General features: G+C 62.5%; 14 protein-coding genes. 4 read left to right on the forward strand and 10 right to left on the reverse strand.

Annotation, left to right across the window (positions count from 1 at the left end):
* Window positions 1-38: 38 nt before the first annotated feature.
* Together antC and PspCFBP13509_RS25150 are read left to right on the forward strand one after the other, a co-directional pair.
* On the forward strand, window positions 39-1,046 hold the full coding sequence (gene antC, locus PspCFBP13509_RS25145) for an anthranilate 1,2-dioxygenase electron transfer component AntC (RefSeq protein ID WP_065925949.1): 1,008 nt from the start codon (window positions 39-41) through the stop codon (window positions 1,044-1,046).
* A 57-nt stretch (window positions 1,047-1,103) separates the two neighbouring features.
* Window positions 1,104-2,510 (forward strand): amino acid permease, encoded by a 1,407-nt coding sequence (locus tag PspCFBP13509_RS25150; RefSeq protein WP_065925948.1) that lies wholly within the window; start codon window positions 1,104-1,106, stop codon window positions 2,508-2,510.
* A 43-nt stretch (window positions 2,511-2,553) separates the two neighbouring features.
* Here the strand turns inward: PspCFBP13509_RS25150 and kynA are convergent, their stop codons facing one another.
* The gene (gene kynA / locus PspCFBP13509_RS25155) at window positions 2,554-3,411 is read right to left on the reverse strand and encodes a tryptophan 2,3-dioxygenase (protein ID WP_090400760.1); all 858 of its coding nucleotides are present in this window, start codon (window positions 3,409-3,411) and stop codon (window positions 2,554-2,556) included.
* The gene (gene kynB, locus PspCFBP13509_RS25160; RefSeq protein WP_065925947.1) at window positions 3,408-4,058 is read right to left on the reverse strand and encodes an arylformamidase; all 651 of its coding nucleotides are present in this window, start codon (window positions 4,056-4,058) and stop codon (window positions 3,408-3,410) included. The genes kynA and kynB overlap by 4 nt, the downstream gene beginning before the upstream one ends.
* 300 nt (window positions 4,059-4,358) lie before the next feature.
* On the opposite strand from kynB, the gene PspCFBP13509_RS25165 reads away from it, so the two are divergent.
* The gene (locus PspCFBP13509_RS25165) at window positions 4,359-4,703 is read left to right on the forward strand and encodes a cupin domain-containing protein (RefSeq protein ID WP_003230905.1); all 345 of its coding nucleotides are present in this window, start codon (window positions 4,359-4,361) and stop codon (window positions 4,701-4,703) included.
* A 179-nt stretch (window positions 4,704-4,882) separates the two neighbouring features.
* Here the strand turns inward: PspCFBP13509_RS25165 and mmsB are convergent, their stop codons facing one another.
* Together mmsB and PspCFBP13509_RS25175 are read right to left on the reverse strand one after the other, a co-directional pair.
* Window positions 4,883-5,770 (reverse strand): 3-hydroxyisobutyrate dehydrogenase, encoded by an 888-nt coding sequence (mmsB, locus tag PspCFBP13509_RS25170; protein WP_065925946.1) that lies wholly within the window; start codon window positions 5,768-5,770, stop codon window positions 4,883-4,885.
* A 14-nt stretch (window positions 5,771-5,784) separates the two neighbouring features.
* A complete protein-coding gene (locus tag PspCFBP13509_RS25175; protein WP_065925945.1) occupies window positions 5,785-7,302 on the reverse strand; it encodes a CoA-acylating methylmalonate-semialdehyde dehydrogenase in 1,518 nt (505 codons plus the stop codon).
* Between the two features lie 131 nt (window positions 7,303-7,433).
* On the opposite strand from PspCFBP13509_RS25175, the gene PspCFBP13509_RS25180 reads away from it, so the two are divergent.
* Entirely contained in the window at window positions 7,434-8,381 is a 948-nt protein-coding gene (locus PspCFBP13509_RS25180; protein ID WP_065925944.1) for a LysR family transcriptional regulator, read from the forward strand.
* A 101-nt stretch (window positions 8,382-8,482) separates the two neighbouring features.
* Here PspCFBP13509_RS25180 and PspCFBP13509_RS25185 read toward each other — a convergent pair whose 3' ends face one another.
* Genes PspCFBP13509_RS25185 through recC form a run of 6 tightly spaced genes read right to left on the reverse strand, consistent with a single transcriptional unit; the run spans window position 8,483 to window position 20,039 of the window.
* Window positions 8,483-8,974 (reverse strand): OmpA family protein, encoded by a 492-nt coding sequence (locus PspCFBP13509_RS25185; protein ID WP_065925943.1) that lies wholly within the window; start codon window positions 8,972-8,974, stop codon window positions 8,483-8,485.
* Between the two features lie 4 nt (window positions 8,975-8,978).
* Window positions 8,979-10,241: a diguanylate cyclase domain-containing protein gene (locus PspCFBP13509_RS25190; RefSeq protein WP_065925942.1), complete on the reverse strand. Its 1,263-nt coding sequence runs from the start codon at window positions 10,239-10,241 to the stop codon at window positions 8,979-8,981.
* A complete protein-coding gene (locus PspCFBP13509_RS25195; RefSeq protein ID WP_065925941.1) occupies window positions 10,238-10,804 on the reverse strand; it encodes a YfiR family protein in 567 nt (188 codons plus the stop codon). The genes PspCFBP13509_RS25190 and PspCFBP13509_RS25195 overlap by 4 nt, the downstream gene beginning before the upstream one ends.
* 12 nt (window positions 10,805-10,816) lie before the next feature.
* Window positions 10,817-12,922, reverse strand: coding sequence for an exodeoxyribonuclease V subunit alpha (gene recD, locus PspCFBP13509_RS25200; protein ID WP_065947231.1), 2,106 nt, complete (start codon window positions 12,920-12,922; stop codon window positions 10,817-10,819).
* Window positions 12,919-16,593, reverse strand: a complete 3,675-nt coding sequence (recB, locus tag PspCFBP13509_RS25205; RefSeq protein ID WP_065925939.1) for an exodeoxyribonuclease V subunit beta — start codon at window positions 16,591-16,593, stop codon at window positions 12,919-12,921. Before recB ends, recD begins: the two co-directional genes overlap by 4 nt.
* A complete protein-coding gene (gene recC / locus PspCFBP13509_RS25210; RefSeq protein WP_065925938.1) occupies window positions 16,590-20,039 on the reverse strand; it encodes an exodeoxyribonuclease V subunit gamma in 3,450 nt (1,149 codons plus the stop codon). The genes recB and recC overlap by 4 nt, the downstream gene beginning before the upstream one ends.
* Between the last annotated feature and the right edge of the window lie 148 nt (window positions 20,040-20,187).

Here is a 20,187-nt window from a genome sequence, read left to right on the forward strand (position 1 = left end):
AGGCCGTACGTACGTCATAAATATGCAGAGAACAACACATGAATCACAAAGTGGCCTTCAGTTTTGCCGACGGCAAGACCCTGTTTTTCCCGGTGGGCGCAAATGAAATCCTGTTGGATGCGGCGCTGCGCAATGGCATCAAGATCCCCCTGGACTGCCGCGAAGGCGTGTGCGGCACCTGCCAGGGGCGGTGCGAGTCGGGTGACTACACCCAGGACTATGTGGACGAGGAAGCCCTCTCTAGGCTCGACCTGCAACAGCGCAAGATGCTCAGTTGCCAGACGCGGGTGAAGTCCGACGCGGCGTTCTACTTCGACTTTGATTCGAGCCTGTGCAATGCGCCGGGGCCGGTGCAAGTGCGCGGGACGGTCAGCGAGGTGCAACAGGTGTCGACCAGCACGGCGATCCTGAAGGTGCAGTTGGATGCGCCGCTGGATTTTCTACCGGGCCAATATGCGCGCCTTGCGGTACCGGGCACAGGCCATTGGCGTTCCTACTCCTTCGCCAACCTGGCGGGCAATCAATTGCAGTTCCTGATCCGCTTGCTGCCCGATGGGGTGATGAGCAACTACCTGCGTGAGCGCTGCCAAGTCGGCGATGAACTGCGGATGGAAGCACCGCTGGGTGCGTTCTACCTGCGCCATGTGACCCAACCGCTGGTGCTGGTCGCCGGCGGCACCGGGCTGTCGGCGCTGCTGGGCATGCTCGATCAACTGGCCGCCACCGGCTGCAACCAGCCGGTGCATCTCTACTATGGCGTACGCGGCGCCGAGGACTTATGCGAAGCCCCACGCATCGCGGCCTATGCGGCGAAACTGCCGGGTTTTCGCTACACCGAAGTCCTCAGCGATGCCGCCCCCGACTGGGCCGGCAAGCGCGGCTACCTCACCGAGCATTTCGACCTGGCCGAATTGCGCGACGGATTGGCGGATATGTACGTGTGCGGCCCTCCGCCAATGGTCGAATCCATCCAACAATGGCTGGCGGATCAGGCACTTGATGGCGTTCAGCTGTATTACGAAAAGTTTACGCAGAGTAATATCTGACTCCTCAGCACTTCTGAGGGGTTCTACCCCGAGAAAAACAAGTAGAAGGGAACGTTAATGGCGGATGACATGGTTAACCCGGCAGGCCTCAAGCGTGGCCTTAAGAACCGGCATATTCAGTTGATCGCCTTGGGCGGGGCGATAGGCACGGGGCTGTTCCTCGGTTCGGCCGGGGTACTCAAGTCGGCAGGGCCGTCGATGATCCTGGGCTACGCGATCGCCGGTTTCATCGCGTTCCTGATCATGCGCCAGCTCGGCGAGATGATCGTCGAAGAACCGGTGGCCGGCTCGTTCAGCCACTTCGCGCACAAATACTGGGGCGGTTACGCGGGCTTCCTGGCCGGCTGGAACTACTGGGTGCTCTACGTGCTGGTGGGCATGGCCGAGCTGACTGCGGTGGGCAAGTACATCCAGTTCTGGTGGCCGCAGATCCCGACCTGGGTCAGCGCCCTGGTGTTCTTTGTCGCGGTGAACCTGATCAACACCCTGAACGTGAAGTTCTTCGGTGAAGCGGAGTTCTGGTTCGCGATCATCAAGGTGGTGGCGATTGTCGGCATGATCGTGCTCGGCTGTTACCTGCTGTTCAGCGGCACCGGCGGCCCGCAAGCGTCGGTCAGCAACCTGTGGAGCCACGGCGGATTCTTCCCGAATGGCGGCATGGGGCTGTTGATGTCCATGGCCTTCATCATGTTCTCGTTCGGCGGCCTGGAGCTGGTGGGTATCACCGCTGCCGAGGCCAGTGAGCCCCGCAAGGTGATCCCCAAGGCGATCAACCAGGTGGTGTACCGGATCCTGATTTTCTACGTCGGCGCATTGACCGTACTGCTGTCGCTGTACCCATGGGATCAACTGCTGCAAACCCTCGGCGCGTCAGGCGATGCCTACAGCGGCAGCCCGTTTGTGCAGATCTTCTCGCTGATCGGCAACGACACCGCCGCCCACATCCTCAACTTCGTGGTGCTGACCGCGGCGCTGTCGGTGTACAACAGCGGCGTGTACTGCAACAGCCGCATGCTGTTCGGCCTGGCCGAGCAAGGCGATGCGCCGAAAGCGCTGATGAAGCTCAACAAGCAAGGCGTACCGCTGCGAGCCCTGGCGATCTCGGCGCTGGTGACGATGCTGTGCGTGGTGGTCAACTACGTGGCACCGCAAAGTGCCCTGGAGCTGCTGTTCGCGCTGGTGGTTGCCTCGCTGATGATCAACTGGGCGCTGATCAGCATCACCCACATCAAGTTCCGCAAAGCCATGGGTGAGCAAGGGGTAACACCGTCGTTCAAGACCTTCTGGTTCCCGTTCAGCAACTACCTGTGCCTGGCGTTCATGCTGATGATCATCAGCGTGATGCTGGCGATCCCGGGGATTCGCGAGTCGGTGTATGCGATGCCGGTTTGGGTGGGGGTTATCTATGTGGCCTACCGGTTGCGAATGAGCAAGACGAAAGCGGTCGCCGCCTCCCGCATTTGATTGCATTGCAAATGAAAAGCCCCGGTGATCCGGGGCTTTTTGTTTACAGCGTGGAGCGCACTCGCCACAGCTCGGGGAACAGCACGGTGTCGAGCATCTTGCGCAGGTAACCCACGCCCTCGGTGCCGCCGGTGCCGGGCTGGAAGCCGATAATCCGCTCCACTGTGGTCACATGCCGGAAGCGCCATTGGCGGAACGAATCCTCCAGGTCGATAAACTTCTCGGCCAACTGATACAAGTCCCAATACCGGCTCGGATCGCGATACACCTCGCGCCACGCCGCCTCCACCGACTCATCGTGAACCGTCGCCGCCGTCGGGTCGCGTTCGGCACGTTTCGGATCAATCGCCAGGCCGGCCTTGATCATCAGGTTGATCGCCTCGTCATACAGCGACGGTGTGGCAATCGCTACCTGCAACTCTTGCAACAACTCAGGCCGATGGGCGTGGGGGCGCAACAGCGCCGGGCTCTTGTTGCCGAGGATAAATTCGATCTCGCGGTACTGGAACGACTGGAACCCGGACGATTGCCCCAGGAACGGGCGAATCGCCTTGTATTCCGACGGCGTCATGGTCGCCAGCACGGCCCAGGCGTGCACCAGTTGATCGAAGATCCGCGACACCCGCGCCAGCATCTTGAATGCCGGCGGCAACTCGCCCAGGCGCACGTGTTCGCGGGCGGCCTTGAGTTCGTGGAGCATCAGCTTCATCCACAGCTCGGAGGTCTGGTGCTGGATGATGAAGAGCATTTCGTTGTGGTCCGGCGACAGCGGGTGCTGGGCGCTGAGCACTTTGCCCAGGTCCAGGTAGTCGCCGTAGCTCATGGACTCGGAAAAATTCAGTTCGGCGTTATGCCATTCTTCCGGTGGCTGGTAGTCGGCAGAGAAAGGACATTGGCTCATCGCGTGGGCTCCTTGAGCGGGCGGAGAATGGCACGGACCGGGCTGGCGTCCAGGTTGGCGAAACGCAGCGGCAGGGCGATCAGTTCGTAGTCGCCCTCCGGTACGTCGTCGAGCACGATGCCTTCAAGGATCGCCATGCCATGCCGCGCCACGGCGTTGTGGGCATCCATGGTCTTGGACTGTTGCGGGTCCAGGGAGGGCGTGTCGATACCGATCAGGCGCACACCCAGGCCGGCCAGCAGTTCAATGGTCTGCGGGGCGATGGCGGTGAAGTTCGAATCCCATTCGGTCAGCGGTGCTTGTGGATAAGTACGCAGCAGCACGCGCTCCGGCAGGTTATCCACACGCCCTTGCAACTGATGGGGCTGGACCAGCGCACCGCTGTCCAGGCAATGCAGCACCCGGCACGGGCCCATGTACACCTCCAGCGACACCTCGCCAATCGGCGCTCCGTCGGCGCTGTAATGCAGCGGCGCATCCACATGGGCGCCGGTGTGCGGCGACAGGGTGATGCGTCCGACATTCACCGGGCACTCCGGGCCGAACTGCCACACACGCTCTTCCTGGAACGGCGTATCGCCCGGCCAGGTCGGGGTTGCCGTGCTCAAGGGCGGGCTGATATCCCACCACGTTTTTATTGAGGTCATTTGAAGGCTCTCGGCGGTTACTGGGGTGAATGATACGAGGGCCAGACGTGAATTTTCTTGCGAATTCGTGCGCCGTGAGTGACTTCTTTCGCACTTACTGCGAGGAAATCACTGATTCACGCTCAAAAGTGTCGGCTGACCCGGCGCCATCGGGGGCAAGCCCCCTCCCACATTGACTGCACATGGCTTGAGGAGTCGTGTTCACCTGCGCTTCTGGGCATCCCGATGTCGAGTTCAGACCACTGGCGCAACGTCCCAGGCCTTAGGGTGCATCTTTCCATTCCCTGCCTCGGAGTCATCATGTCCAAGCCCATCACCGTACTGCGCGACACCCACCCCCTGCCGGTCCTGGATGCCTGCAAATGGGAAAAGCTCGAAGGCGACCCGCACACCGTCAACCTCAACGCCTACACCAGCGAAGACGGCAGCAAGATCATGGGCACCTGGATCTGCACGCCGGGCAAGTGGTATGTCGAATATGTGAAATGGGAATACTGCCATTTCCAGGAAGGCTACTGCGTGATCACGCCTGAGGGGATGGAACCGATTCACTTGCGGGCTGGGGATATCTTTGTGGTGGAGCCAGGGATGAAGGGAACGTGGGAAGTGGTCGAGACGGTACGTAAGTATTTTGTGTTTGCTTGAGTTTTTTGTGGTGCAGTCGCCTTCTGTGGTGAGCGGGCTTGCCCCGCGCTGGGCTGCAAAGCAGCCCCAATAAAAAACGCCGCATTCTCTCAGAAAGAATGCGGCGTCTGGTTTCAGGGCCGCTTCGCGCCCCAGCGCGGGGCAAGCCCGCTCACCACAATGCTCGTCCCTGAATGCCCTTATTTGGGCTTGCGGTAGCTGTTGATAATCGCCGAGAAGTCTTGGCCCCCTTCCCCACGCTGACTCATCGATTGGTACAACTGCTGAGCCACAGCCCCCAGAATCACCGGCTGTTTCGCCTGGCGCGCCGCCTCGGTAGCCAGGCCCAAATCCTTGAGCATCAAATCGGCGCCGAACCCGCCGGTATAGCCACGGGACGACGGCGCGGTTTCGATCACGCCCGGCCATGGGTTGTAGGTGTCGGAACTCCAGCAGCGCCCGGTGGAGCTGTTGATGATCCCGGCCAGCACCTGGGTATCGATGCCCAGCGCGTCGCCCAAGGCCATGGCTTCGCTGACGCCGACCATGCTGATGCCGAGCAGCAGGTTGTTGCAGATCTTGGCGATTTGCCCGGTGCCCACATCGCCGCAGTGCACGATGTTGCGGCCCATCTGTGCCAGCACCGGTTGCAGGGTGGCGAACAGTTCCGGGGTGGCGCCGACCATGAAGGTCAGGGTCCCGGCCTGCGCCCCGCCGGTGCCGCCGGAGACCGGTGCGTCGGCCATCACCACGCCTTGCTTGGCGGCAGCAGCGGCGACGTCGCGCGCGGTCTGTGGATCGATGGTGCTGCAATCCACCGCGGGCACGCCGTTGCCGATCCCCGCCAGCACACCGTCTTCATTCAACCAGACACTGCGCACATGGGCGGCGGCGGGCAGCATGGTGATCACCAGCTCGGCGCCGCGGGCAGCGTCACGCGGCGAGTCGCTGATGTTGCCGCCCAATTCGGCGAGTTCCTTGAGCACCGTCTGGTTCAGGTCGAACAGGTTCAGCCCATGGCCGGCCTTGATCAGGTTGCGGGCCATCGGTGCGCCCATGTTGCCCAAGCCGATAAATGCAATCTTCATGGTCGTCTCCCGAATCAGCGCAGGTTGATGGTGGTATTGACGCCATCGTTGACCGTGTCGTCGTCAAACCAACGGCTGGTGACGGTCTTGGTCTGGGTGTAGAACTGCACCACTTGCTTGCCGTACGGGCCGAGGTCGCCGAGCTTGGAGCCACGGGAACCGGTGAAGCTGAAGAACGGCACCGGCACCGGGATCGGGATGTTGATACCGACCTGGCCCACATCGATTTCGCTCTGGAATTTACGCGCCGCCGCCCCGCTCTGGGTGAACAGGCCGGTGCCGTTGCCGAACGGGTTGGCGTTGACCAGCGCAATGGCCTGATCGAGGGTGTCGACTTCCAGCACCACCAGCACCGGGCCGAAGATTTCCTGGGTGTAGATCTGCATATCGGTGGTCACGCCCGAGAACAGGGTCGGACCGACGAAGTTGCCTTGCTCGAAGCCCGGCACCTTGATGTCGCGGCCATCCAGCTCGAGCTTGGCGCCTTCTTTCACGCCGCTTTCGATCAATTCCAGGATACGGGCCTTGGCGCGCTTGGAGATCACCGGGCCGACATCCGTGCCGGCTTCACTGCCGGCGTTGACCTTGAGCTTTTGCGCCAGCGCTTTCAGATCCGGCAGCCATTGCTTGGCCGCGCCCACCAGCACCACCACCGAGGTGGCCATGCAACGCTGGCCCGCCGCGCCGAAACCGGCACCGACGAGGGCATTGAGGGTGTGCTCGCGGTTGGCATCCGGCAGCACCACGGCGTGGTTCTTGGCGCCCATCATCGATTGCACGCGCTTGCCGTGCTTGCCGGCCAGGTCGTAGACATGAGTGCCGACGGCAGTCGAACCGACAAAGGACACAGCCTTGATGTCTTTATGGGTGCACAGCGCATCCACCACGTCCTTGCCGCCGTGCACCACGTTGAGCACACCCGCCGGTACGCCGGCTTCCAGCGCCAGCTCCACCAACAGCAGGGTCGAAAGTGGGTCTTGTTCGGACGGCTTGAGAACGAAGGTGTTGCCGCAGGCGATGGCCATCGGGAACATCCACAGCGGAATCATCGCCGGGAAGTTGAACGGGGTAATGCCGGCACACACGCCAATGGGTTGGCGCAGGGTGTAGGTATCGACGCCACCGGCGACGTTCTCGGCGAACTCGCCCATTTGCAGGGTGCCGATGGAGCAGGCGTGCTCCACCACTTCCAGGCCACGGAAAATATCGCCCTCGGCATCGGCAATGGTCTTGCCCTGCTCGGCGCTGAGGACCACCGCGATGCGCTTGGAGTGTTCGCGGATCAGGGCTTGCAGCTTGAGCATGATGCGCATGCGCGCGCCGATCGGCGTCAGCTTCCAGGTCTGGAAGGCTTGATGGGCGGCGTCGATGGCGGCATTGACTTCATCGGCCGTGGCGAACGGGACTTTGGCCAGCACTTGCTGGGTGGCCGGGTTGACGATGTCTTGCCAATGGGTGGTCTTGGACTCGACCCACTCACCATTGATGAGCAACTTGACCTGTTGCACGGAAATATCGGCAGATGCGTTCATGTGGTCTCCAACTCTTATATTTATGCAGAGACAAGGCGCTTGAATCGCCTTGAAGAATGAGGCGTTCGGACTGTTTTTGGAGTATAGATGTGCAAATCTCTAATAAGAACGCACATAAAAGCCGGTCCAATATGCAAAAAAACATCACATCACTGGGTTCCCTGAATTGGGATGACCTGAAGTTTTTCCTCGAAGTGGCCCGCACCCGCAAGGCCAGCGTCGCCGCCAAGCGCCTGGCGGTGGACTACACCACCGTGTCGCGGCGCATCAGCTCATTGGAAGTGTCCCTCGGTACGCTGCTGTTCGAAAAATCCCGGACCAACGGCTTCGTCCTAACCCCCGAAGGCCAGCGTTTGCTGGGCTACGCCGAGTCCATCGAAAGCACCCTGCACATGGCCTGCGAGCAAGTGTCCGGCTCCGGCGTGGCGCTGTCCGGCCATGTGCGCATGGGCTGCACCGAAGGCTTCGGCAGCTTCTTCGTCACCCCGCAGTTGAGCCACTTCGTCGACACCTACCCCGCCATCTCGGTCGACATCCTGCCCCTGCCCCACTTCATCAGCCTGTCCAAGCGCGAAGCCGACATCGTCATCGCCCTGGAACGCCCGGAACACGGGCCCTACGTGTGCTGCAAACTGTGCGACTACAAACTGCAGCTGTACGCGACCCAGGAATACCTCGACCAACACCCGCCTATCCACAAACCGGCAGATTTGGCCGAGCATCCGTTTATCAGCTATGTGGATGATCTGGCCTTCAGCTCGGAGCTGCTGTACCTGGCCAACGTCGTGCCCGGCGCCAGCGCCAGCCTGCGCAGTACCAGCGTGATTGCGCAGTACGTGGCGGCGCAGCAAGGGCGGTCGATGGCGATCTTGCCGTGCTTTCTGGCGGCGCAGGATCCACGGTTGCTGCCGGTGCTGGGGGAGCAGATTGCGATTACCCGGCAGTTCTGGATGTATTGCCGGGAGGACCTGAGGAAGTTGAAGCGGATTACTCTGCTGTGGGATTACATCAGGGAAGTGACGGAGCAGAACCAGGGGTTGTTGATGGGGGAGACAAGGGAGATGCGGTTTGCGGATTAAGGGCCAGCAACGATAACTCCCCTTAAATTGCAGGAATGTGGGAGGTGGCAAGCCCTCTCCCACATTTTGATTGGATTTCAGATTGAAATCGGGCTGCCGGCTCAGTCCGCGATCACCACAATCGACACCCGCCGATTCTCGGTACGCCCTTCCGCTGTGTCGTTGGTGTCCACCGGTTTACTGCTGCCCAGCCCACGCAGCTGGATGTTTTCCTCTTTCATGCCCACGCCCTGCAGCACCGTCGCCACGCTTTTCGCGCGGCGCAGGGACAGTTGCTGGTTGTAGGTTTCCTTGCCCGAGCCGTCGGTGTGGCCATCGACGCGTACGCGCTCGATGCCTACACCCAGCAGGGCCTTGCCGATGCGCTGGACGATGTCGGTGCTGGGTTGGTTAAGGGTTTCGACGTCACTGCCAAACAGCACTTTGCCGGACAGACCGAACGCCCAGCCGTCATCGGTAAGCTCGAAGCCCTGTTGCTTGAGGACGGCGACTTGCGCCGGGGTCAGGCCTTTGGGAGGCGCCGTCTGGCAGCCGCCAAGGGCGAGCAGTGTCACCAGCAGGGTGATAAACATAAGACGCGCGGTCGAGAACAAGGGATCAACTCCTGTGTTGAACGTTGACGACGGGGCTCTCCGACTCCGCCGTTTGCTGGCCACCCGAGGACAAACGCTTGGCCTGGTACATCGCCGCATCGGCGGCATTGAGCAAGGTGCCGGGTGTGACGCCATGTTCGGGGTAGATGGCGATACCAATACTGAGGGAGGTCAACACCTGGGTGTCGCCAGGCACGGCAATCGGCATGTCCATGCTGGCGATGATTTTTTCGGCAATGCGCTGGGCGTCTTCCACCTTGTGCAGCGGCGCCAGCAGGATGGCGAACTCGTCACCGCCCAGGCGCGCTACCAGGTCATCTTCACGCAATTGCGCACGCACCCGTTCGGCGACGGCCACCAGCACGGCATCACCGGCGGCATGGCCGAAGCTGTCATTGATCTCTTTGAACCGGTCGCTGTCGAGGTACAGCACGGCCACCTGCTCCTTGGCTTTGGCGGCGCTGCGCAGCGCGCGAATCAGGCGGCCTTCGAAGTACGCGCGGTTGGGCAGACCGGTAAGGCTGTCGTGGTTGGCCTTGTGGGCGAGAGTTTCGTTTTCGCTTTGCAGATGGTTTTGCCAGGCTTCCATCTCGCCAAGCAAGGCATTGAAGTCGCTGCCCAGGCTGTCGAGTTCGGCGATGCGGGCCGGCGGCACGCGGCGGTCGAAGTCACGCTCGCTGCGGGCGGCGTGGGCCACGGCGGCGAGGCTTTGCAGCGGCTGCGTAATGCCACGCAACAGACGCCGCGCCAAGTGCAGGGCGACCCAGGCACTGAGGACGGTGCAGATCAGGATCCCCGCCAGGCCGCTGAGCAGGAAGCGCAGCAGGCTACCGCCGTGGCCGGTCAGGTGAATACTGCCGATGGTGCGCCCCTGGTGGAGGATCGGTTGGCTGATGGGCTGCTCGAGCAGGGTATGCGCCAGCGCCAGTTCAACCCGGGAGAGCATGCCGGTTTCCGGACGTTCCCAGTGCGCCAACAGCCGGCCACTGCTATCGAACACGTCAGCCTGGGCGACTTCTTCGGTGGAGGCAATCAGGCTGAGGGCTTCGGTGGCCGCGCCGCGGTCGTTGAACACCACGGCCGCTTCCACGGTGTAGTTGATGGACCGGGCGATCAGGTGCAGGTTGTGTTCGGCGTAGACCCGCAGCGCCAACACGCCGAGCAGGGTCAGGGAAACACTGGCCAGCGTCACCGCCACCAGCGCCAGGATCATGTGCCCTCGGCCGATGACGGAACGCAGGGTAGGTCGTACGTTCGCCACTTTCATGTGGCGGGCGCCCGGCGCCGGGACAGTTGCAACACGCTGGGATGAATGCGCACGCCGCTGCGCGCCACCGAGTCGAGGTTGACCTCAAACGACACTTGCTCATCGCCCACCCGCAGGCAGAACAGGCTGCCCACGGTGCACTGGTCGCCGCCTTCGCTGATGCTGAGCACGGGGTGGCCGATCAACGAGGCAAACAGGCGGTTGCGTTCGTCATTGCTGAGTTTGCCGATGTACACGGCGTCGCAGGCGTTGACCACATCGGGGTGGTCGACCAGCAGGCGCCGCACCACGACCGGACGACCGGTAGCCTGGGTGGTGCCTTTGATCAGGTCGTCGGTGTATTGGGTCGGGCCGACGATGCACAGGCGCAGTTGCTCCGGCTCTACCGGCCAGCGGGCATAGCTGAGGATACCGAGTACCACTTGCGTGACCGCCTGGGCGCGCTGGTCCGCCGGGCCTGGGCCCTCGGCAAATACGCGGGGCGCCAGCAGGCATAGAACCGCCACCAGCAGCAGGCGCCTCCAGCTCAAACTACGCTCTGTGGGCGAGACGGCCACGTTCATGCAGCGATACTCTCAGGTGTTTTCGGGGTGATGCCGCAACGATAGCACAGCATCAGATAGTTCTGACTCCTGACCCAACGCCAGCATCAACCCACTCAAGCGTTTGACCTTGCGTCGCACGGCCTCTTCAAACACCCCGCCCCGGGGTTCGATCAGGCTGAACCAGCGCTTGGCGCGGGTAATGCCGGTGTAGATCAACTCTTTGGTGAGCACCGGGTTCAGCGCGTCCGGCAGGATCAGCGCGGTGTGGGTGAACTCCGAGCCCTGGGATTTGTGCACGGTCATGGCGTACACGGTTTCCACATCATTGAGACGGCTGGGCAGGACAAAGCGCACGCCACCCTGGCCATCGTTACGTGGGAAAGCCACCCGCAGCACCTGGGGGCCGCCGTCGCTTTCAGGCAGTTTGAGGGCAATGCCGATATCGCCGTTCATCAAGCCCAGGCCGTAATCGTTGCGCGTCATCAACACCGGACGGCCTTCGTACCATTGCTCATCCCCCTCGATCAGCCGCACTTTGCGCAAGGCGGCCGTGATGCGTAGGTTCAGTCCCTCCACCCCCCAAGGGCCCTTGCGCACGGCGCAGAGCAGTTGGAACGCATCGAAGGCTTGCAGCAGTTGCTGGGCCCAGTGGGTCCAGGCGAGGTCATCGCGCGGGGTGTCGACGGTGGGGCGCGCGCTGTGCAGCAGGTTGAGGTAATAGCGATAACCCTGGGCGCCGTCGCCCTGCCCGTCCAGCACAAGGCGCTCCAGGGCGTGGTCGTGCTCGCCTTTGAGGCTGACGCAGAACAAGTCGCTGTGGCTGCGCGCGGCCAGCAGCTTGCGGGCCTCTTCGGCGTTTTGCTGGTTGACCCAGCGCGCCAGCTGGCCAATGCCGCTGCCCTCGCCGAAACGGCGCGAGTAGCGCAACATCACCACTTGCTGGGCCAAGGGATGGCTGCCATCGAGGTCTTCGTGCAGGCCACTGGCGCTGAGGTCTTCGCCGCTGACGGTTTGCAGCCATTGGCGGGTGTGGGGGCTGTACCAACCAGCTTCGGCGTCGCGGCACAAATCACCGAGTACGGCGCCGGCCTCTACCGAGGCAAGCTGGTCCTTGTCGCCCAACAACACCAGGCGAGCATGGGGCGGTAACGCATCCAGCAGGTTAGCCATCATTTCCAGGTCGATCATCGAGGCTTCGTCCACCACCAGCACATCCAGGGGCAGCGGGTTGCCAAGGTGATGGCGGAAGTGCCGAGTGCCCGGGCGACTGCCCAGCAAGCGGTGGACCGTGGTGACCTGGGTCGGGATCTTTTCCTTCACGCTTTGCGCCACTGTCAGCGACAGCACTTGCTGGCTGATGGATTCGGTCAAACGCGCGGCGGCCTTACCGGTCGGCGCGGCCAAGCGGATACGCAGCGGGCTGCCGGACTCAACGGCCGGCGCCTGCAACAGCGCGAGCAGGCGCACCACGGTGGTGGTCTTGCCGGTGCCGGGGCCGCCGGTGACGATGCTGAATGCACCGCGGGTGGCCAGGGCGCAGGCGAGTTTTTGCCAGTCGATCACGCCATCGGGCGCCGGCTGGTCAAACAAGCCATTCAAGCGCTGGGGCAAATCGGCGGCGACGTTTTCCTGGGTGGCGAGACGCAGGCGCAAGGCGCTGTCGATACGTCGTTCGTAAGTCCAGTAGCGGCGCAGGTACAGGCGTTTGCCCGACAGTACCAGGGGACGACTGTGTGCCGATTCGCTGCCGTCCACCGCCAGGGCGACCAACGGGCTGGCGGCCAGTGCATGGCACCAGTGGGCGCCGTCGAGGCCGTCGAGCAATTGCGACGGCAGCAGCATGGCGCCGCTTTGCAGGTCGCCTTCGGGCGGCAGGGACAGGGCAAAATCCGGCGCGTTGAGGGTTTCGAACAGGTCCAGGCACACATGGCCGTGGCCGAGTTGATGGCTGGTCAGCGCCGCCGCCAGGAGGACCAAGGGGTCGGCGTGTGGATCGAGCTCGTGCAGGAAGCCCACGAACGCCTTGTCCAACGCCCGCAGCCACCCCCTGTCAACCCAACGCTCCAGCAGGTGCACCAGGTCGGCGGCGCGGCTCAAGGGCGCTAACGCCTCAAGCGGTAACGGCGACAGGCTCATAACAACACTCCTTGTTCCCAGGCAGGCTCAGCCTTGGGCGGGATGGGCTTGCCCTGGAACAGCAGGTCCAGGCTTTCGATCAGTTCCCGTGGCGGCCGGGTGAAAAACGCCCCTCGGCTGACGGCCTGAGTGCCGCGCAGGAACAGGTACAGCGCGCCACCCACATGACGGTCGTAGTCGTAGTCCGGCAGGCGCGCCTTGAGTTGACGATGCAGCGCGAGCAGGTAAAGCACGTATTGCAGGTCGTAGCGGTGCTCGAGGATCGACTGTTCCATGGCGTCCTGGGTGTAGGCCGAATCGTCAGGGCCGAGCCAGTTGGATTTGTAGTCGGCCACGTAGTAACGGCCGTCATGTTCGAAGGTGAGGTCGATAAAACCCTTGAACATGCCGTTGAGCAGCACCGGTTCGGCGGCGACGCGGGACACACCGTTGTGGGTGTACTGGCACACCAGCTTGTCGAGGGCGAGCACGTCGACTTTATGGCTGGCGAACCAGAACTCCATTTCGATCTGGTAGTGCTGCAGGTCGCTCAGGGCGACCTGGTCGTTATCCACCGGCAGCGGCGTGTGCAGCAGATGGCCCAGCCAATCGCTGAGGGTGACGATCCAGCCTTCCCAGTTGCGGCGATTGCAGCGCGCGCCTACGGCGTGTTCGATGGCTTGCGAGGTCACGTTGAAGCCTTCTTCCCCGGCCCACTCCAGCAGGCCGTGAAGGAAGGTGCCGGGGTTCGGACCGCGTGGGAAACGGTGAATGTCTGCGCCGGACGCCGCCACGTCACGCGGTGCATCGGGATCGAGACGTTCGTCATCGAAAAGCTTTTGCGCCTGTGGGCTTTCGGGCGCTTCAAGGTGGGCGACGCTCATGCTGTCGCCAATGCGCAAGGCACTGTAGGACGCGATCCACCAGTTCTCGGCGGCCTTGCGCTTGGGTAACAAGGGCGCGAGCAAGTGGGCGGTGTTGCGCGGCGGGTGGAACAGGATGTCCTGGGCGTCGGGCACAGGGGCGTAGTGGATGGCCGGGCAGCCGTCCTGCAGATCCAGCAGCCAACGCGCGAGGCCGGCAGACTCACTCAACGACGCACCGGCGCCGAGCAAGTAACCCAGCGCCGACAGGTGCAGTACCGAGCTGCTGCTGTTGCCACGTTTGAGGTCGGCAACGCCGAGCCAGCAGGCATGTTTGGCGCGGGTCAGGGCCACGTAGAACAAACGCAGGTCTTCGGCCAGGCGCTCATCGTCGGCCTGGGCGATCAACTCGGCGGTCGGGCGCAGGCTGACGTGGGATTTGCCGTGTTCATCGTGGTAATGCAGCGGCAGGCGACTGCCGTCGACCGGCTTGGCCGAGCAGATGAAAGGCAGGAAGACCAGGTCGTACTCCAGGCCCTTGGATTTGTGAATGGTCACCACCTTGACCAGTTGCTCGTCACTTTCCAGGCGCAGGATTTGCTCTTCGCCGGCCTGGCCGGACAACGCCAGGTGCTCGGCCAGGTGGCGGATCAACGCCTGTTCGCCGTCCAGTTCCGACGCGGCTTGTTGCAACAACTCGCTGAGGTGCAACAGGTTGGTCAGCACACGTTCGCCGTCGCTGCGGGCGATCAGGGTTTGCGGCAGTTTGAAGTCGTGCAGCAGGCGACGCAGCATCGGCAACACGCCTTGGGTGCGCCAGATCGTGCGGTAGCCTCGGAACTGCATCACGCGGCTTTCCCACGCCAGTTCGTCCTGGTTCAGACGCTCCAGTTCCGGCAGTGACAGGTTCAAGGTGACGCAAGCCAGGGCGGCCCGCAGCGGCCGCTCGACGTCCGGCTCGGCACAGGCCTTGAGCCAGGCGAGCAGGTCGTGGGCTTCCTGGGCGGCGAAGACAGAGTCCTTGTCGGACAGGTACACGCTGCGCACGCCACGGGCCGCCAACTCGGCGCGCACGGCCTGGGCTTCCTTGCCGTCGCGCACGAGGATGGCGATGTCCGACGGCAGTACGCCTTGGAAGCTGTCGTCCGGCTGCAGGAAACCGGCCGTACCTTGCTGCCCGCCGTTGAGCAATTCGACAATCCGGGTGGCGCAGGCACCGGCCAGTTGTTGGCGGTACACCGCGTTGGAAACCGGCTGGTCGGTGGGCAGGTGCCACAGGTTCATTGCCGGCAACGTTTGGCCGTCTACCTGCAGCTTTTCCTTGCGGCCTTGGGATAGCACCGGGTGGAACGGCACCGGGTTGTCGCCATTCGACTCCCGGAACAGGAACGCGCCGCGGCCGGTTTCCGCCCGCTGGAACACGTGGTTCACTGCCTCGACCATCGCATGGCTGGAACGGAAGTTGGTGCCCAGGGTGTGATGACGGCCGAGCGTGGATTTGCGCGCACGCAGATAGGTGTAGATATCGGCGCCGCGGAAGGCGTAGATGGCTTGCTTGGGGTCGCCAATCAGGAACAGGCCGCTGTCGAGGTGGTTCTCTTCGATACGGTAGATGCTGTCGAAGATGCTGTACTGCACTGGGTCGGTGTCCTGGAACTCGTCGATCAGGGCCACCGGGAACTGCTCGCGGATCACACTGGCCAGACGCTCGCCGCCATCGGCTCGCAGGGCAGCGTTGAGGCGGATCAGCATGTCGTCAAAGCCCATTTCGGCACGACGGCGTTTTTCTTCTTCAAAGCGGTTGCCCACCCAAACGGCAGCGTGTTGCAACACCGCCGCGTCGGGGGTTGGCAGCGCGTCGAGGGCGGCCTTGAGGCCGGCCATGGCGTCGATGCCGGGGTGTTGCGGCGGGTCGCCCTTCCAGGCTTCGGCCATGCCGTCGGGGGTGAGGCGAGTGAAGCCGGTGCCGATGTCCAGTTGCTCGAGGGTTTCGTCAGCGGCCCAGGCGCTGATCTTTTCGAACCAGGGCTCGAAGTAACGCGCTTGCATCTTGCGGCCGTCGACGGCTTTGGCGGCTACGGCTTGCAGACAGATATCGCGTAGCTCGGCGGCCCATTGTTGCCAGGGAGCCTTGATGTTTATCAACGCTTCACGGCGTTCTTGCAGGCAAGCGTTGATCAACTCGGCGGGTTCGCGGGTTTCATCCGTCGGCCGTTCGCTGCCGAACAGTGCGCGCACGCGTGGCATCAACGCGGCCGGGCCGCCCCAGTTGTTGCGTACCCAGTTGAGTACGTCGTCGTGCATCGGGTAGCAGAACAGTCGCCAATAATCGCGCAGCACTTCGCCGAGCAGGTCACTGTGGTCGGTTTCCAGGGTCTGGGTGAACAGGCTGCCGCTGTCGAACGCGTGTTCGCGCAGCATGCGCTGGCACCAACTGTGAATCGTGGAAACCGCCGCTTCATCCATCCACTGGGCGGCGATGTCCAGGCGGTTGGCACAGGCGGGCCATTGCTCGGGGAGGTATTGCGCACGCAGGTCGGCGATCAGCGCGTCGGGCTGTTCAATCTCTTCGCGGAAGAAACGTGCAGCTTCGGCCAAACGAATGCGGATGCGTTCGCGCAGCTCTTTGGTGGCGGCATCGGTAAAGGTCACCACGAGGATTTGCGGCGGCAGCAGTTCACGGCCAAAACCGGACTCACCGTCACCGTGGCCAAGGACCAGACGCAGGTACAAGGCGGAGATGGTGAAGGTTTTGCCGGTGCCGGCGCTGGCTTCAATCAGCTGGCTGCCATTCAACGGGAAGGCCAGGGCCAAGGGTTTGCTGCTCATGGGCCGGCCTCCTCGCCTGTGAGTGATCGCCATGGGGCGTTGATGAGCGGTCGATACAAGGTTTCGCACCAGCCTTCGAACTCTTCGCTGGCGACCAGGGCGGCGTAATCGGGGAACTGTCGGGTGAGCGCCGGGGTTTCGCGACGCTCGCCGTCGGTGGTCAGGCCGTCACCTTCATAGGCTTTGCTCGCGGCGGCGTGGGCTTTGACCGGATCGGTTTGGCTGAGCCAGGCGAAGGCAGTCTTGACGGCTACCGGGAGCGGCTCTCTCATGCCGCTGTGCCAGGCCAACAGCAGGTTGCCGAGGATTTCCCGGGCGATGGGCTTATCCAGCGGGGCCAGTAGCAACGTATCGTCGCTGGCCACCAACCCCGTGCTCAACGACAGACCGCAGGCACAGGCCACCACATGATTGACCCAAGGACGAATCAGACGATGCCATTTGCGTGTTTTGATCGAGCCGATGCTATTGGGGATGGTGGTGACACTCAGCAATCCGCCATCACTGCGTCGATGCAGGCCGCTGATCCAGCCTTCCAGCGCTATACCTTGATGCTCGAAACTGATCGGTTCTGCAGCGGTGTGTGGCGTTGGCCAGAGCGCCAGCAACTGCTGGTAGCGTTGCAACAAGTCGGGCAGGGGCTCAATGAGTTCGTTGCGCAGGCACTCGCCGAAACCAACCATCGGCAACAGGCCACTGCCTTGCAGCCGCAGAGCCTGGGCGTTGAGGGCCTGGTCGAGGTGCTCGGGCTGGGACAGCGCAGCGTTCAACAGGCTGTCGCTCAGGCTGTAGCGTTGCAGCGCGTCAAGCACGAAGGGTTCTTCATCGGCCAAGGGTACTTCGGCGGCTTCGAAGAACACTTTCAGACGCTGGCTGAAGAAGTGTTTGACCGGGTTGCGCAGGAAGTCCTGCAACTGGCCGAGACTCAGGGGCTCTTCCTGTTGGTGCTGCGCCAGTTGATCCTCTTTGGGGACGTTATCCACAGCTTGGTGGAGTAACTGCCATTCGCGGGCATAGCTGAACAGCGCATCACCTTCGTGGAAGTAACGGGCGCTGAAGGGTTGGAGCGGGTGTTCCTGGGTCATCGCGTCCAGTAGCGGTGTTTCTTGTGCGTTGTGCCAGCCACTGGCGATATGGTCGCGCAGTTGGCCGATGAGTACAGAGGCCGGGCGCTCGCTGTTATCGCGGATGCTACGGCCGACCCAGCTGATATAGAGCTGGTCGCGGGCGGACAGCAGGGCTTCGAGCAGCAGGTAACGGTCGTCTTCGCGGCGCGAACGGTCGCCGGGCCGGTAGTCGCTGCCCATCAGGTCGAAATCCAGCGGTGGTTGGGCGCGTGGGTAGTCGCCATCGTTCATGCCGAGCAGGCAGACGAGTTTGAAGGGGATGGCGCGCATGGGCATCAGGGTGCAAAAATTGACAGCTCCGGCGAGGAAGCGCTGGGACAGACGGCCTTGATCCAGGCCGGCCAGCCAGGCTTCGCGGACTACGGTAAGCGGTAACTCATCCTGCAGGCCAACGGACTCGCAGGTTTCCAACCAGGTTTCCCTGAGTTGCTCAAGCTGACCCAACAGGTAGTCGTCGTGCTCGCTGCTGGGTAGGAAGAAGAGTTGCATCAGGCGTTGCAGACGCTCGCCCCATTCGTGGGGTGCTGCGGGTTGTGACAGCGCTTGATGGGCATCGCTGAGCGCATCAAGCAAAGCGACCAGTGGGCCGATCAAGGCCGCATCAAGCCCGCCGATTTCGTCGTAGGGCTCAATGCCTTCGCAGGCTGCACCGGTGCCGACGGCGTAGCCTAGAAGCATACGGCGAAGGCCAAATCGCCAACTGTTTTGTTCCAGCTTACTCGGCAGACCGAGACCCGCGCGTTGCTCGGCGTTGAGCCCCCAACGGATGCCAGCGCCTTCGATCCAGCGGTGCAGTGTGGGCAGATCGCGCTCCTTGATGGCGAAGCGTTCGCGCAAGGCCGGGACATCCAACAGGTCGAGAATCTCGCTGACGGGGAAGCGGCTGTCAGGGAGTTTGAGCAGGTGTTCAACGGCGATCAGCAGGGGATCGCGGCCGCGCTGACCTTGATCGGTCAGGGTGAAGGGGATGAAGCGGGGGTCGATTCTGTCCAGTTGACCGAATACCGCGCGGATATGCGGCGCATAGCTGTCGACGTCGGGGACCATGACGATGATGTCCCTTGGGCGAAGCGTGGGGTCGGCGCTGAAGCGTTGGAGCAATTGGTCGTGGAGAATCTCCACTTCGCGTTGGGCGCTGTGGGCAATGTGGAAGCGGATGGATGTATCACGCTCCAGATCGACAGCCGGCCATTGTTCCCGAGTCTCATTGAGCGGGCGCAGTTCGAGGATATCGTCCTGAAGCTGGTTGAGCAGTGTGGTGGGCTCGCTGTCGCTGAACAGGTCGATTCGACCATCGCGAAAAGCGGCGCGGTAGCTGTTGGGATCGTCGTAACTGTCCAGCAGGCTGATGTAATCACGACCTTGTTTGCCCCAGGCGGCCAACAGCGGATGAGCATGTTGGTGCAGGGTTTGTGGGTCGATGGTAACGGGCATGCCGGCTTTGCGCGCCTGGCGCTTGTATTCGTTACGCAGCAGGTCTTTGTCGGCCACGATGTCGGACCAATGGTGGCGACACGGGTTGTGCACGCACAGCAGGACTTGGCTGAAACGGGCCAGGCCGGCCAGCGCCTCCAGCGCTTGGGCGGGCAAGGAAGAAATCCCGAAGACAATCACCCGGGAAGGCAGCCCCTTCGGCGCTTGCTCAAGCGCATTGATACGTTCGATAAAGCGCTGGTGCACGCCGGCGCGGCTTTCGGCCATGCCCTCTTCACCGACGTCCAACAGCAGCGCGCGCCATAACTCGGCTTGCCAGCAGTTGGCCGGGCTGAGTGGCTTTGATTCGCCTCGACCGTTACGCAATTGATGACGGCCAGCGGCCCAGTCTTCCAGCCAGTCAGCGCGGTAGACCTGGTATTGGTCGAACAGGTCAGCCAGTCGTTCCGCCAGTTGGTAGCGTTTGCGCAGGTCGGAGTCGTGGGTCAAGAAGCGTTGCAACGGCTCGAAGTGCTGTTGATCGATGAGTTCCGGGAGCAGGCGCATCAGGCGCCAAGTGAGCGGGGCTTTATCGAGCAGGGATTTTGGAGGGATTTCGTCACGTCCCAGGACCATGCGATAGAGCTGCCACATGAAGCTGCCGGGGAGCTGTACATCGATGGCGGCGGCAATTCCGCAGCCTCCCATATCGTCGTCTTCCGGGTCTTCAGCCAAGGCCAGTTTGAGCCACTGGGCAATGCCGTTGCTTTGTACCAGGGCGATTTCGTTTTCCAGGGGCGCCAGGGGATAACGGCGCATCCAACTCACCACCAGGCTGCGCAGTTCGTCCAAGCGGTTGCCGTGAACCACCATGAATCCAGCGCTGAGGGACGTCGCATCCGGCATAACGGCTTCCTTGGGAAAAGCAAAATCGAGGGCATGGACTTTAGCACTGAAGCCCCTCCCGAGGCGCCTCTTCGCACTTTCCGACCGCCCAAAACAAAACCCCACCTGCTTTCGCAAATGGGGTTTCGGAATTTAATCTTGACGATGA

Source organism: Pseudomonas sp. CFBP13509 (genome assembly GCF_005233485.1).
Taxonomy (GTDB): domain Bacteria; phylum Pseudomonadota; class Gammaproteobacteria; order Pseudomonadales; family Pseudomonadaceae; genus Aquipseudomonas; species Aquipseudomonas marginalis.

Excerpts from the sequence above, each read along its gene's own strand:
- antC (WP_065925949.1), top strand. The coding sequence starts at position 39 with ATGAATCACAAAGTGGCCTTCAGTTTTGCCGACGGCAAGACCCTGTTT.
- PspCFBP13509_RS25150 (WP_065925948.1), top strand. The coding sequence starts at position 1,104 with ATGGCGGATGACATGGTTAACCCGGCAGGCCTCAAGCGTGGCCTTAAG.
- kynA (WP_090400760.1), bottom strand. The coding sequence starts at position 3,411 with ATGAGCCAATGTCCTTTCTCTGCCGACTACCAGCCACCGGAAGAATGG.
- kynB (WP_065925947.1), bottom strand. The coding sequence starts at position 4,058 with ATGACCTCAATAAAAACGTGGTGGGATATCAGCCCGCCCTTGAGCACG.
- PspCFBP13509_RS25165 (WP_003230905.1), top strand. The coding sequence starts at position 4,359 with ATGTCCAAGCCCATCACCGTACTGCGCGACACCCACCCCCTGCCGGTC.
- mmsB (WP_065925946.1), bottom strand. The coding sequence starts at position 5,770 with ATGAAGATTGCATTTATCGGCTTGGGCAACATGGGCGCACCGATGGCC.
- PspCFBP13509_RS25175 (WP_065925945.1), bottom strand. The coding sequence starts at position 7,302 with ATGAACGCATCTGCCGATATTTCCGTGCAACAGGTCAAGTTGCTCATC.
- PspCFBP13509_RS25180 (WP_065925944.1), top strand. The coding sequence starts at position 7,434 with ATGCAAAAAAACATCACATCACTGGGTTCCCTGAATTGGGATGACCTG.
- PspCFBP13509_RS25190 (WP_065925942.1), bottom strand. The coding sequence starts at position 10,241 with ATGAAAGTGGCGAACGTACGACCTACCCTGCGTTCCGTCATCGGCCGA.
- PspCFBP13509_RS25195 (WP_065925941.1), bottom strand. The coding sequence starts at position 10,804 with ATGAACGTGGCCGTCTCGCCCACAGAGCGTAGTTTGAGCTGGAGGCGC.
- recD (WP_065947231.1), bottom strand. The coding sequence starts at position 12,922 with ATGAGCCTGTCGCCGTTACCGCTTGAGGCGTTAGCGCCCTTGAGCCGC.
- recB (WP_065925939.1), bottom strand. The coding sequence starts at position 16,593 with ATGAGCAGCAAACCCTTGGCCCTGGCCTTCCCGTTGAATGGCAGCCAG.
- recC (WP_065925938.1), bottom strand. The coding sequence starts at position 20,039 with ATGCCGGATGCGACGTCCCTCAGCGCTGGATTCATGGTGGTTCACGGC.